We start from the raw sequence: 12,071 nt of genomic DNA, 5'->3' as shown, positions 1-12,071 counted from the left end.
CATGGCCATCGAGGGACCGCTCAAGGAGCTGAGCATCCACGACGTCTTCCAGCTGCTCGACCTGAGCCGGAAGACCGGGACGCTGCGGGTGGTCTCGGACCTGCGGCAGAACGCCGGGACGGTGTTCTTCGAGGATGGGGTGGTGGTCGGGGCCGAGATCCGCAGCAACCCGCACCCCCTCGGCCGCCTGCTGGTGCGGGCCGGCCGGGTGAGCGAACAGGACCTCATGCGGGCCCGGGCGCTGCAGGCCGCCGGCGACCGTCGCCGGCTGGGCGAGATCCTCGAGGCGCAGGGCCTCGTCACCCCGCGCGACCTGGTGCGCTACGTCCGGCAGCAGATTGAGGAGGTCGTCTTCGAGCTGGTGGGGTGGTCCGAGGGCTATTTCGCCTTCGAGGAGGGGAAGCAGGGCGACTGGCCCACCGAGGCCGAGAGCCGCATCGCCACCGGGCTCCTGCTCATGGAGGCGGCCCGTCGCACCGATGAGTGGTCGCGGATCGAGAAGCAGATCACCCACCTGGGCCTGGTGCCGCGGCTGGCGCCGATCGTGGACACCGCGGTGCCGCTGGACCTCCTGCCGGCCGAATGGGAGGTGCTCGCCGTGGTCGATGGCGAACGCACCGTGCGCGAGCTCGCCACGCTGCTCGGCCGGCCCGAGTTCGAGGTGGCGCGCACGCTCTTCGGGCTGACCACGGCGGGCATCGTGCAGCTCGACGACCCCGCGCGCCGGGCCATGGAGGCGGTAGGGGGCGCCGACCTGCCGATTCTCCTCGGCGAGGTCGACCAGTTGCTCGGCGCCGGCGACCCGGAGGCGGCCCGGCAGGTGGCGGAGCAGGCGGTGGCCAGCCACCCGCAGCAGTCGCTGGCCCACCTGGCGCATGGCCGCGCGCTGCTGGCGGCGGGCCATCCGGCCGACGCGGCCGAGTCGCTCTGGCAGACGGTCCAGCTGGACCCCGCCTCCGCGCCGGGATTCCGGTGCTTCGGGCTGGCCCTCGCGGCGGTGGGACGCTTCCGCGAGGCGGCGCAGGTGTGGGAGCAGTGGAAGCGACTGGCCGACAAGCCGCCGGAAGAAGAGGCCCAGGGCCCGGTCATCGACCGGGTCCGCCAGGCGGCGCTGGCGCTCGATCTCGCCCTCAGGGGGTCACGTGACTGAGGATATCCGGGCACTCTCCGCGCAGTACGCCGCCGATCCCTCGAGCCTGGTGTTCCTGCGGCTGGGCGAGGGGCTGCGCCACCGGGGCCAGCTCGACGCCGCGCTCAAGGTGGCGCTGGCCGGGCTCAACCGGTACCCGCACCTGCCCGACGCCCACGACCTCTACGCCCGCATCCTCGCCGACCGGCGCGACTACGCCAGCGCCTTCGACGAATGGGACACCGTGCTGCGGCTGGCGCCGCACCATATCGGGGCCCACAAGGGCATCGGGTACCTCTACTACCGGGCGGGCGAACCGGAGCACGCGCTGTTCCACCTGCGCACCGCGGCCGAGCTCGATCCCGGGGACCCCGGCCTGCGCAGCGCGGTGGAGCGGGTGGCCGGCGGCCGGGAGATCTGGGAGACCCCGATGCCGGGCGGGCCGGCGCCGATGGCGGCGGAGCCCGACCCGCGGCCGGCCAGCACCGCGGCCGACCCGTTCGCCGGGGTGGAGGGCGCGGGGCAGCGGCTGCTGCTGGTCGACAGCGACGGCCTGCGCCTCGGCGGCGCCCTGCAGTCGCCGGGGAGCGGGGACGTGAGCGAGGAGGCCGCCGCGGCCCTGGCGGCGGTGGCCGTCGAGGCGGACCGCGCGGCGCGGCTGCTGGAACTCGGCGAGTGGAGCTACCTCACGGTCGAGGGGACGGAGCGGTCCGCCTGCGTGCTCTGTCCGGCGGCCGACGCGGTGCTGCTCGCCACGATGGACGCGGGGCTCCCGGCGGGCCAGCTCATCTTCTACGCCGAGCGCGGTGCCAAGTCGGCGCGGGCCTGGCTGGAGCGGGTGCGATGACGGCCACCTACGCGGCGCTGCTCGACAGCCTGACGCGGCTGCGCGGGATCCGGGGCGCGATGGTCGTGGCCGCCGAGGACGGGCTGGTGGTGGCCGAGTCGCTGATGGGCGGGGTCAAGGGGACGGCGCTCGCGGCAATGGCCGCCAACCTCACCGCGCGGGTCGACGACCTGGCGGGGCGGGGGCGCATCGGCGGGCCGCGCTTCCTCCACCTCCAGGGGCAGGACGGCGCCCTGCTCGTGGCGCCGGCGCCGGCGGAGCTGCTGCTGGTCGCGGTGGCGGCGCGGGACGTGCCGCTCGGCCTCATCCGCCTGGAGATGCTCCGGCTGGCGGAGCGCCTGGCCTGATGCGGGCGATCGAACCCTGGGTGCTCGGCCCGCTGCGCGCGTTCGTGGGGGAATCCTCCGCGCGCCTGGCGCTCCTGATGACCACCTCGGGGCAGGTGGTGGCGCAGCACGGGTTCACGGGGGCGCTCGACCTCATGGCCTGCGCGGCGCTGGGGACCGGGATCATCGCCTCGAGTGGCGAGCTGGCGCTGCAGATGGACTGGCCGCCGTTCCGGGTGGTGGCGCACCAGGGGCAGCGGCAGAGCCACTTCCTGGCGTGGTTCGACACGCCGCGGGGCCGCTGGGTGGCGCTGGTGGTGTTCGGCAGCGAGACCAAGCTGGGACTGGTGCAGGTCTACTTCGATCAGCTGGTCGAGGAGCTGGTGGCGGCCGCACCGCCCGAGCCCGTGCAGCGGAAGGAAGTCCTTGCGGCGGACTTCGAACGGGAACTCAACGCGAGCCTTCGCGCTCTTTTCGGACGCTAGCCATGTCGCTCGTCAACTTCACCACCCGCGAGATCACCTGCAAGATCGTCTACTACGGGCCCGGGCGCTCGGGGAAGACGTCCAACCTGCAGTACATCTACGGGCGGGTGCCCGAAGCGCGGCGGGGCCGGATGGTCTCCCTGGCCACGCAGACCGACCGCACCCTCTTCTTCGACTTCCTGCCGCTGGACCTCGGGGTCATCAGCGGCTTCACCACCCGGTTCCAGCTCTACACGGTGCCCGGCCAGGTGTACTACAACGCCACCCGCAAGCTGGTGCTGCAGGGCGCCGACGGCGTGGTCTTCGTGGCCGACAGCCAGGCCCGCCGGCTCGACGACAACATCGAGAGCCTGCAGAACCTGCAGGCCAACCTGCTGGGCCAGGGGGTGGACGTCCGCACCTTCCCCATGGTCATGCAGTACAACAAGCAGGACCTCCCCGCCGACCTGATCCTCGCCGCCGCCGACCTGGACGACGCGCTCAACTTCCGGGGGCTGCGCAGCTTCCCGGGCGACGCGCTGCGCGGCGCCGGCGTCTTCGAGACCCTCAAGGGCATCAGCGAGCTGGTCCTCAAGCGCCTGGCCCAGACGGGGACCGGAGCGGCCTGATGCCCCGGCTCAACCCGCGCAACCGGTTCGACAGCTACGTCGTCGGCTCCGCCAACCGCCTCGCGGTCACCGCCGCGCGGGCGGTGGCGGAGTCGCCGGGCGCGGTCTACAACCCGCTGTTCATCTACGCCGGCTCGGGGCTCGGCAAGACCCACCTCCTCATGGCCCTCGGCCACAGCGCGCTGGAGGTCAACCCCTCGATCACCGTCGAGTACCTGACGCTCGACGAGTTCATCGAGTCGTTCAACGCCGCCATCGCGCAGGGGCAGGGGGAGGCCTACCGCCGCCGCTACGCCGACGTGGGCGTGCTGCTGGTCGACGACGTCCAGTTCCTGACCCACCGCCGCGAGATGCAGGCGGAGCTGCTGCGGCTCACCAACACCATGCTCACCTCGGGCCGCCAGATCGTGCTGTCGAGCGACCGGCCGCCCAACGAGATCGCGGCGCTCGACGAGCGCCTGATCCAGCGCTTCGCCGGCGGCCTCGTCATCGACATCTCGGCGCCCGACTACGAGACCCGGGTGGCCATCCTGCGGCGCCAGGCCGAGGAGCGGAAGGCGACCTTCGACGCGAGCGTGCTGGAGGCGGTCGCCACCCTGCCCATCGGCTCCATCCGGGAACTCATCGGCGCCTTCAACCGGCTGATCGCCTACCAGGCGGTGCAGCCCGGCCCGATCTCCTCGGTCGAGGCCCGCGAGGTGCTGGCGCGCTCCATGCCCCTCACCCTTCGCGCCGCCACGCCGGCGGCGGAGTCGGCCACGGTGGTGGGCAGCGGCGACCTCTCCGCGCCCGCCGCGGAGGCCGAGGCGCCGGGCGCCCTCCTCACCGGGGATGAGTTCGGCGCCTTCCTCTCGGAGATCTCCTCCGCGGTGGCGCGGCAGGTGGAGGCGTGGCGCGGCCGGGTGGCCGAGGCGATCCTGCGCTGGCAGGGCGAAGCCTACCGGACCGAGCGGCTGGAACGGCTGCTCGAGGGCGAGGCGCCGGTCGATCCCGACGCGGCGCTGCGGGACTACGAGGACGACATCGAGCGGCTCAAGGTCCTGGAGCTGGAGGCCCGCGAGCTCGATGCGCAGGTGGCCAACCTGCCGGTGTTCCACGACCCGGACCGGATGGAGGATGCCCGCGAGGAGGTGGCGCGGGCCCGCGAGGGGCTGAGCCCGCCCCCGGGGCCCTCGCCCATCTGGCGGGTGGAGGAGTTCGTGGAGTCGGGCAGCAACCGCGAGGTCACCCAGGCGGCGCGCGCCGTGCTCGAGGCGCCGGGCGAGGCGTGGAACCCGCTGGTGGTCTTCGGCCCCGTCGGGGTGGGCAAGACGCACCTGCTGCACGGCATCGGCAATGTCCTCGCCGCGATGCCCGGCATGGTGGTGGCGTGCCAGCGGGCCGAGGATTTCGTCGACGAGCTGATCAAGGCCATCGACCGCGACCGGGTGGCCTGGTGGCGGGCGCGGTACCGCCGGGTCACCGCCTTCCTGCTCGACGACGTGCACCTGCTGGCGGGCAAGGACCGCACCCAGGAGGAGCTCTTCTGGCTGTACAACCAGCTGGCCGACCAGGGCCGGCAGATGGTCTTCACCTCCCAGGTGCCACCGCAGGAGCTGGCCGGGCTCGAGGACCGGCTGCGGACCCGGCTCGAGGCGGGGCTGGTGGTGGCGCTGCCAGCCCCTGACCGCGAGGTGCGCGAGGCGATCATCACCCGGCTGCTGCGCGAGCGGCTGGGCGAGGCGGAGCCGGAGCTCTCCGCCTACCTGGCGGACCGGCCCGTCGACACGGTTCGCGGGCTGCAGGAGCTGGTGCAGCGGGTGCTGGAGGCCGCGGAGACCGAGCGGGCGCGCCCCTCCGCGGGGCTGGCGCGACAGGTGCTCGAGGGCAGCCCCGCGGCGCCGGCCCGGCGCACCACCGGCACCCGCACCAGCGGGCTGCTCTCGCCCACCGGCAGCCTGCGCAGCCGCGAGAAGATGGTCTGGGACTGGCCCGACATCGCCGACCGCCTCATCGAGGACCAGCGCTGATGGCGATCAAGGGCTCCCTCAAGGAGGCCAGCCTCCCCGACGTGCTGCAGCTCCTGGCGCTGGGGAAGAAGACCGGCTGCCTGGCGGTCGCCGACCGCCAGAACTTCGGCTACATCTACTTCGAGGATGGGCGCATCAGCTACGCGTCCATCGTCAACCGGCGCGACCGGATCGGCGACCTGCTGCGCAAGAACCAGCTGGTCACCAGCGACCAGCTCGACCAGGCCATCCGGGTGCAGGAGGTCCATCGCGACCGGCGGCTGGGCGACATCCTGATCGAGCTGGAGATCGTCACCCGCGAGCAGCTGGAGCGGCTGCTCTTCCTGCAGATCGAGGAGGCGGTCTACCACCTCTTCACCTGGACCCAGGGCACCTTCAACTTCGAGGCCGGCGTCCGGCCCGAGCAGCAGGTGTTCACCGTCTCCATCAACCCCGAGTCGCTGCTGCTCGAGGGGGCGCGCCGGGTTGACGAGTGGAGCCAGATCGAGAAGAAGATCCCGAGCTTCGACCTGATCTTCGCGGTGGACGCGGCCCACGCGCCCGGGGCCGAGGTGGAGCTGTCCCCCGCCCAGGCCCGCATCCTGCCGCTGCTCGACGGGACCCGCGACGTGCGCCAGGTGATGGATGAGTGCTCGCTGATCGAGTTCGAGGCGGCCACCGCGCTGTTCGGCCTGATCACGGCGGGCTACGTGCGCCGGGTGGGCACCTCCAGCAAGGCGCAGGCGCCCAAGGCCAACGACTCCCGGGTCCAGGAGCACCAGAACCTGGGCATCGCCTTCTACAAGACGGGGATGCTCGACGAGGCGCAGCGGGAGTTCCGCCGGGTGGCCGACCTCCGCCCCGACGAGGCGTCGGCGCACTACTACCTGGGGCTCATCGCGCTCAAGCAGGCCCGGTGGCTCGAGGCGGTGGATGTGCTCTCCCAGGCGGTGGAGCGGGGCGGGCGCCGCGCCGCGGCGCTGCACAACCTCGCCTTTGCCTACGAGCAGCTGGGCCGCCTGGCGGAGGCGGAGGCCGCCTACGCCGAGGCCGCGTCCAAGGCCCGGGAAGACGCCCGGATCATGCTGGGCTGGGGTGTCGCGGCGCTCAAGCGGAATGACGCCGAGGTGGCCCTGGGCCGGCTGCAGCGCGCCGGGGAGCTGTGGGGCGAGCGGGAGAAGCCGCCCACCTGGTACTGGGCCATGGCGCTCGCGGTCGGCTGCCAGGGAGACCTCGTGGCCGCCCTGGCGCTCGCGGACGAGGGCGTGGCGCGACACCCGGGCATCGCCGCCCTGCGCAACAACCTCGCGGTGCTGCAGGAGCTCGCCGGCGACCTGCCGGTGGCCGAGACCACGCTCCGCGCGGCGTTGAGCGAGAGCCCCACCCTGGCGCAGGTCTCGAAGAACCTGGGCGACCTGCTGTACCGCGCCGGTCGCTACGACGACGCCTTCGAGGCCTACGAACGGGCGGCCAAGCTCGCGCCCGGGCTGGGCGATGACCTGTTCTTCAAGATGGGCAACATCGCCTTCAAGCGGCGGGACCGCGACCGGGCCCGCGCCTGCTGGCGGCGGGTCACTGAACTCAACCCCGGGCACCAGCTGGCCCGCGCCAACCTCGACACCCTGGACGCCACCGCGTGATGCCCGTCGACGACCCCGGCTTCTCGCTCCTCGCCGAGCGCATCGCCGGGCGGACCGGGCTGGATGTCGGCGCGTACAAGGAGCGCTGCCTGCGGCGGCGCATCGCGGTGCGCATGCGCGCCTGCGGGGTGACCACCTACGTGGACTACGTGGGCCTCCTCGACCAGCTCCCCGGCGAGTTGGACGCGCTGCTCGACGCCCTCACCATCAACGTCACCCGCTTCTTCCGCAACCCGGAGACCTGGGCGGCCCTCGCGGCCGCCCCGCTGCCGGCGCTGCTGGCGGCGCGGGAGGGTCGGCTGCGCGCGTGGAGCGCCGGCTGTGCCTCGGGCGAGGAGCCGTTCACCCTCGCCATGCTGGTCGCCGACCTGCCCGCGCCCGGCGGTCCTTCCGACCGGCTGGCGCGGCTCCACATCGACGCCACCGACCTGGACCGGGCCTCGCTCGAGCTCGCCGCGGAGGCGACCTACCCGGCCCCCGCCTTCGCCGAGGCCGACCCGGCGTGCGTGGGGCGCTGGACCGAACCGGCCGGGGAAGGGCGCCGCCGGGTCCGCGGCCCGATCCGCACCGTGGTGCACCTCTCCCGGCTCGACCTGCTCCGGGAGGATCCGCCCGCCGCCAGCTACGACCTGATCCTGTGCCGCAACGTGATCATCTACTTCGACCGCCCCACCCAGGACCGGCTGATGGAGCGCTTCGCCGCGTTGCTGGCCCCGGGGGGGCTGCTGGTGCTGGGCAAGGTGGAGACGATCCTCGGCCCGGCGCGCCAGGGCTTCCAGCTCCTCGAGCCGCGCGAGCGGATCTACCGCCGGGCCGGCTGATGGCGCGCGAGATCATGGTCCGGGTGGCGGAAGTCGCCGCGGGGGGCGCCGATGCCGTGCTCGTCACCCTCGGGCTCGGCAGCTGCGTGGCGATCATGCTGCATGACGGCGAGCGGCAGGTCGGGGGCCTCGCCCATATCCTGCTGCCCTCACGCTCCCTGAGCCGTTCGGCCGAGAATCCCGGCCGCTTCCCCCAGACCGCGCTGCCCGCGCTGGTCGAGGAAATGACGGCCCTCGGCGCCGACCGGCGGCGGCTGACCGCCCGCCTGGTCGGCGGCGCGAGCATGTTCGCCAACCTGGTGCCCGCCGGCTCCATGCAGATGGGTGACCGCAACGTCATCGCGGTGCGCGAGGTGCTCAATCACCTGGCCATCCCGATCGTGGGGGAGGCCGTCGGCGGCAGCAGCGGCCGCTCGGTCTGGTTCACCGTGGCGGAGGGCCGGGTCGAGGTCCGCTCGGCGGGGCAGCGTGACCAGGCCCTCTGAGCTGCCCGGGGTGCTGGTGGTCGACGACAGCCCGTTCTTCCGGCGGCTGGTCAGCGAGCTGGTGGCGAGTTCGGGGGAGTTCCGCGTGGTAGGCACCGCGGCGAACGGCCAGGAGGCGCTCGCGCTGGTCCATTCGCTGACGCCCGACCTCGTCACGATGGACCTGCAGATGCCCGAACTGGGCGGGCTCGACGCCATCGGGTACATCATGTCGGAATCGCCGCGCCCGATCGTAGTGGTCAGCGCGCATGCGGGGCAGGGGACCCCCGCCGCCATCCGGGCGCTGGAGCTGGGGGCCGTCGAACTCGTCCCCAAGGACGACGGGCAGGGCCGCCTCTCCGCCATCCGCATGGCCCCCCGCCTGCTCGGGGCGCTCCGGGCCGCCGCGGCCGCCGACGTCCGCCGGGTGCCGGTGCTGGCCCGGCCCCGGCAGAGCGGGGCGCAGGCCTTCGCGGCGCGGCCGGGAGAGGCCCGCCGCGTGGTGGCCATCGCGGCGTCCACCGGCGGCCCGCGCGCGCTGGCGGAACTGGTGCCGCAGCTGCCGGTCGGGCTGGAGGCGGCGGTGGTGATCGTGCAGCACATGCCCGCCGGCTTCACCCGGAGCTTCGCCGAGCGCCTCAACGGGCTGAGCGCCCTGACGGTCGTGGAGGCGTCGGACGGGATGGACCTGCGGGCTGACACCGCGTACGTGGCCCCCGGGGATTATCATTTGCAGGTGCGGGCCCGCGACGGGGGGCTGCGGCTGGCCCTCGACCAGGAGCCCACGGTCTGGGGCGTGCGGCCCGCCGCCGACCCGACCTTTCACTCGGTGGCCGCCACCTTCGGCGCTGCCGCAGTGGGGGTGGTGCTCACCGGCCTGGGCCGGGATGGCGCCACCGGCCTGCGGGCGATTCATGACGCCGGTGGCGTGGGGGTGGCGCAGGACCGTGGCACCGCCACGATCTACGGCATGCCCGGGGCGGCGGTCGAGGGCGGTGGCACCGACCTGGTGCTGCCCCTTGGAGCGATGGCGGAACGGATCGGGGCGCTGCTGCGCGAGCTGCCCCGGCGCTGAGGCCGGGCGGGCCCGGCGGCCCGCCCCAAGCAAGGAAGGACTCGGGATCCCGTGGCGGGCAGCCGATACCGTGACGTGGTGGCGGGCGATGAACTGCAGTTCATCGTGTTCCGGCTCGCGTCGGCCCAGCTGGCGATCAACATCTTCCAGGTGGCGCGGATCCTCCGCTACACCGTGCCCGAGGCGCTGCCGGACGGTCCGGCCGGCACCCTGGGCGGCATTGCGTTTGGCGGCACGTTGGTGCCGGTGGTGGACCTGCGTGCCCGGCTCGGCCTGCCGGCCGAGCTGCGAGAGGAGACCCGGATCATGGTGCTGGAGTTCGAGGCCGGTCGGCTGGCCGTGGTGGTGGACCAGGTCCACGAGGCGATGCGCGTCGACACCCGGACCATCGGGCGGGTGGAGGGCGCCGACCCGGTGATTCCCGCCGACTGGATTGCGGGGGCCATCGCCCGGCCCGGTCGCCAGGTGCTGGTGCTCCACGCGGCGCGGCTCCCGGGCGCGACCGGTGGGACGGCGCGGAAGGAGGCACGCGCGTGAGCGACGGTCCCCTGATCGACCCGCTGGTGGCCGGCTTCCGGCAGCAGTACCGCGAGATCGCCGAGCGGCTGGAGAAGGCCGGCGGCTTCGCCGAGCGCGAGGCCGTGAAGCGCGAGATCATCGGCTTCTTCAAGCGCGTGGACGTGGCGCTGGTGGAGCTGGGCCAGGTCAAGGAGGAGATCCGCGCCCTGGTGGAGCGGTACAAGCAGGTCGCGGCCGCCACCGACACGGCCCAGGCCCCGCAGTTCACCGGGGCGCGGCCGGTGGTGCAGCAGGACCACCTGGGTGCGTCGACCTACATCGAGAAGGGCTGGAGCCTCATCTCCCTGGGCGACTACGCCGGCGCCATCCAGGCGCTGACCAAGGCGCTGGCGCTGGCCCCCTCCGAGGTGCAGGCCCAGTCGCTCCTGGGCTGGGCTCAGATGCTGCACGAGGACTACGATGAGGCGCTCACCACGTTTTCGCGGGTCCTGATGAAGGAGCCGGCCAACTCGCTGGCGCGGATCAACGTGGGCTACATCTGCCTCAAGAAGCGGATCTTCGGCGAGGCCATCGAGCACCTGTCCAAGGCCATCCGCCTCGACAACGACCGCAAGGCCACCCTGTACGCGCACTACTACCTGGGCCTCGTCTACCTCGAGCGCGAGATGTTCGAGGACGCGGTCACCTTCTTCCAGAAGACGCTGCAGCTCGGGCCCAACCTCATCGAGGCGTACTACGAACTGGGGCGCGCCAGCTGGTTCATGGGCGACCCGGAGGCGGCCAAGGTGGCGTGGACCGACGGCTTCAAGGCCAACAAGTTCAATCCGTGGGGCAAGCGCTGCAAGGAAATGCTGGACCTCACGGCGGGTGGAGGCGAGCCCCCTCGCACGGCCTCCTAGGCGTCCTCTGGCTCCTCGCGCAGGGCCCGGAGCCCGCGGTGCAGGTCGGGTCGGTCACCGTGGTGGCTTCGCCCGCCCGGCGGGGCCTGGCCGTCCTGCTGGCCGAGCGGGCCGAATCGCCCCTCACGTGGCCGGGGCTCGGGCGGCGCCGACCACCGCCATTCACCCTGGTCCTGGCCGACGACTCCGCCTCCATGGCCCGGCTCACCCGGGGCCGGGCACCGGGGTGGGGCGCCGGCGTGGCGTTCCCCGGGGCCCGCGCCGTGATCCTGCGGGCCGACCTCCCGGACCTCGAGCGGACCCTGCGGCACGAGCTGGCCCACCTGGTCCTCCGCGACGTGGTCCGGGGTCGCCTCCCCCTGTGGTTCGAGGAGGGGTACGCGGTCTACGGCGCCGGGGAGTTCGATCGCGCCGACGCCCTGGCCCTCAACCTGGCCGTCGCGGCGGGACGGGTGCCCACGCTGCAGGAGCTGGACGCCATGCTTCGGGGCTCCGCCACCAGCGCGGACCTGGCCTACGCCCTGGCGGCCTCCGCGCTCGAGGAGATCGCACGCCGGCCGGCCCCGGGCGGCCTCACGCCGCTGCTCGACCGGCTGGCCGCCGGGGAGGACTTCCGGGCCGCGCTGCTTGGCGCCACCGGCCTCGATGAGGACCGGTTCGAGGAGACCTGGCGGCTGGGCCTCCGGCGGCGCTACAACCTGCTGACGTGGATCGTGACCGGCGGCATGTGGGCCATTCTCGCGCTGAGTCTCGGGGCCCTGGCGTGGGAGCGGCGGCGGCGCGACGCCCCCCGGCGGGAGGCGCTCAATGTCGGGTGGGAAGTGGCCCCGGAGCCGCCGGAGGGCGGGGGGGAGGCCTCGGGGACCCCCACGGTCCCGGTTGACCAGCGGCCCCCGACGGAGTAAGCTCAACCCCCATGCCAAGTTCCGAGTCCGCTGCCCCCGGGCACCAGCTGCGTTTCGGCCGTCGCAACGTGGTGCTGATCGCGGCGGCCGTCGTCTCCCTCATTGCCGGGTACGCCTGGCTGGATGCCGGCGGCACCACGGGCGCGGCGGCGTTGCTGGTGCTGGGGTACTGCGTGCTGTTCCCGCTCGGCATCGCGCTCTAGGCGGCGCCACGCCGCCGGGCGGCAGGAGCCACGGACCGCCCGCGCGGTCCGTGCGCGTGTGTATTCCGGGCGAATAGCTCAGCTGGTCCAGAGCGCCTGCCTTACACGCAGGATGTCGGGGGTTCGAATCCCTCTTCGCCCATGCCGCAGGTCTTGAATCGC

14 protein-coding genes and 1 tRNA gene are annotated in these 12,071 nt (G+C 73.3%); all 15 read left to right on the top strand.

Annotation, left to right across the window (positions count from 1 at the left end; genetic code table 11):
* Window position 1 precedes the first annotated feature (1 nt).
* Window positions 2-1,150 carry a DUF4388 domain-containing protein gene (locus IPJ95_12890; protein ID MBK7924503.1) on the top strand — a complete coding sequence of 383 codons (1,149 nt, stop codon included), beginning with the start codon at window positions 2-4 and terminating at the stop codon, window positions 1,148-1,150.
* Complete coding sequence (locus IPJ95_12885) at window positions 1,143-1,976, top strand: tetratricopeptide repeat protein (GenBank protein ID MBK7924502.1); 834 nt, start codon at window positions 1,143-1,145, stop codon at window positions 1,974-1,976. The genes IPJ95_12890 and IPJ95_12885 overlap by 8 nt, the downstream gene beginning before the upstream one ends.
* Entirely contained in the window at window positions 1,973-2,323 is a 351-nt protein-coding gene (locus tag IPJ95_12880) for a roadblock/LC7 domain-containing protein (protein MBK7924501.1), read from the top strand. The genes IPJ95_12885 and IPJ95_12880 overlap by 4 nt, the downstream gene beginning before the upstream one ends.
* Window positions 2,323-2,787, top strand: a complete 465-nt coding sequence (locus tag IPJ95_12875; GenBank protein MBK7924500.1) for a hypothetical protein — start codon at window positions 2,323-2,325, stop codon at window positions 2,785-2,787. The genes IPJ95_12880 and IPJ95_12875 overlap by 1 nt, the downstream gene beginning before the upstream one ends.
* 2 nt (window positions 2,788-2,789) lie before the next feature.
* Window positions 2,790-3,395 carry a GTPase domain-containing protein gene (locus tag IPJ95_12870; GenBank protein ID MBK7924499.1) on the top strand — a complete coding sequence of 202 codons (606 nt, stop codon included), beginning with the start codon at window positions 2,790-2,792 and terminating at the stop codon, window positions 3,393-3,395.
* Window positions 3,395-5,404, top strand: a complete 2,010-nt coding sequence (locus IPJ95_12865) for an ATP-binding protein (GenBank protein MBK7924498.1) — start codon at window positions 3,395-3,397, stop codon at window positions 5,402-5,404. Before IPJ95_12870 ends, IPJ95_12865 begins: the two co-directional genes overlap by 1 nt.
* Window positions 5,404-7,023 carry a DUF4388 domain-containing protein gene (locus IPJ95_12860; protein ID MBK7924497.1) on the top strand — a complete coding sequence of 540 codons (1,620 nt, stop codon included), beginning with the start codon at window positions 5,404-5,406 and terminating at the stop codon, window positions 7,021-7,023. The genes IPJ95_12865 and IPJ95_12860 overlap by 1 nt, the downstream gene beginning before the upstream one ends.
* Entirely contained in the window at window positions 7,023-7,844 is an 822-nt protein-coding gene (locus IPJ95_12855) for a protein-glutamate O-methyltransferase CheR (protein ID MBK7924496.1), read from the top strand. The genes IPJ95_12860 and IPJ95_12855 overlap by 1 nt, the downstream gene beginning before the upstream one ends.
* On the top strand, window positions 7,844-8,329 hold the full coding sequence (locus IPJ95_12850) for a chemotaxis protein CheD (protein ID MBK7924495.1): 486 nt from the start codon (window positions 7,844-7,846) through the stop codon (window positions 8,327-8,329). The genes IPJ95_12855 and IPJ95_12850 overlap by 1 nt, the downstream gene beginning before the upstream one ends.
* Complete coding sequence (gene cheB, locus IPJ95_12845) at window positions 8,313-9,383, top strand: chemotaxis-specific protein-glutamate methyltransferase CheB (protein ID MBK7924494.1); 1,071 nt, start codon at window positions 8,313-8,315, stop codon at window positions 9,381-9,383. The genes IPJ95_12850 and cheB overlap by 17 nt, the downstream gene beginning before the upstream one ends.
* 51 nt (window positions 9,384-9,434) lie before the next feature.
* Complete coding sequence (locus tag IPJ95_12840; protein MBK7924493.1) at window positions 9,435-9,920, top strand: purine-binding chemotaxis protein CheW; 486 nt, start codon at window positions 9,435-9,437, stop codon at window positions 9,918-9,920.
* Window positions 9,917-10,801 carry a tetratricopeptide repeat protein gene (locus IPJ95_12835; protein ID MBK7924492.1) on the top strand — a complete coding sequence of 295 codons (885 nt, stop codon included), beginning with the start codon at window positions 9,917-9,919 and terminating at the stop codon, window positions 10,799-10,801. Before IPJ95_12840 ends, IPJ95_12835 begins: the two co-directional genes overlap by 4 nt.
* A gap of 38 nt (window positions 10,802-10,839) precedes the next feature.
* Complete coding sequence (locus IPJ95_12830) at window positions 10,840-11,706, top strand: hypothetical protein (protein ID MBK7924491.1); 867 nt, start codon at window positions 10,840-10,842, stop codon at window positions 11,704-11,706.
* Window positions 11,707-11,717: 11 nt separating this feature from the next.
* Window positions 11,718-11,909, top strand: coding sequence for a hypothetical protein (locus IPJ95_12825; GenBank protein ID MBK7924490.1), 192 nt, complete (start codon window positions 11,718-11,720; stop codon window positions 11,907-11,909).
* A 67-nt stretch (window positions 11,910-11,976) separates the two neighbouring features.
* Window positions 11,977-12,051, top strand: a tRNA-Val gene (locus IPJ95_12820).
* The last annotated feature ends 20 nt before the right edge of the window (window positions 12,052-12,071 follow it).

Source organism: Gemmatimonadota bacterium, assembly GCA_016713785.1.
Lineage (GTDB): Bacteria > Gemmatimonadota > Gemmatimonadetes > Gemmatimonadales > GWC2-71-9 > JADJOM01.
The sequence above is the reverse complement of the archived record's forward strand: the minus strand, read 5'-3'. Positions and strand labels throughout refer to the sequence as shown.

Excerpts from the sequence above, each read along its gene's own strand:
- IPJ95_12850 (MBK7924495.1), top strand. The coding sequence starts at position 7,844 with ATGGCGCGCGAGATCATGGTCCGGGTGGCGGAAGTCGCCGCGGGGGGC.
- IPJ95_12865 (MBK7924498.1), top strand. The coding sequence starts at position 3,395 with ATGCCCCGGCTCAACCCGCGCAACCGGTTCGACAGCTACGTCGTCGGC.
- IPJ95_12890 (MBK7924503.1), top strand. The coding sequence starts at position 2 with ATGGCCATCGAGGGACCGCTCAAGGAGCTGAGCATCCACGACGTCTTC.
- IPJ95_12870 (MBK7924499.1), top strand. The coding sequence starts at position 2,790 with ATGTCGCTCGTCAACTTCACCACCCGCGAGATCACCTGCAAGATCGTC.
- IPJ95_12860 (MBK7924497.1), top strand. The coding sequence starts at position 5,404 with ATGGCGATCAAGGGCTCCCTCAAGGAGGCCAGCCTCCCCGACGTGCTG.
- IPJ95_12855 (MBK7924496.1), top strand. The coding sequence starts at position 7,023 with ATGCCCGTCGACGACCCCGGCTTCTCGCTCCTCGCCGAGCGCATCGCC.
- IPJ95_12880 (MBK7924501.1), top strand. The coding sequence starts at position 1,973 with ATGACGGCCACCTACGCGGCGCTGCTCGACAGCCTGACGCGGCTGCGC.
- IPJ95_12875 (MBK7924500.1), top strand. The coding sequence starts at position 2,323 with ATGCGGGCGATCGAACCCTGGGTGCTCGGCCCGCTGCGCGCGTTCGTG.
- IPJ95_12825 (MBK7924490.1), top strand. The coding sequence starts at position 11,718 with ATGCCAAGTTCCGAGTCCGCTGCCCCCGGGCACCAGCTGCGTTTCGGC.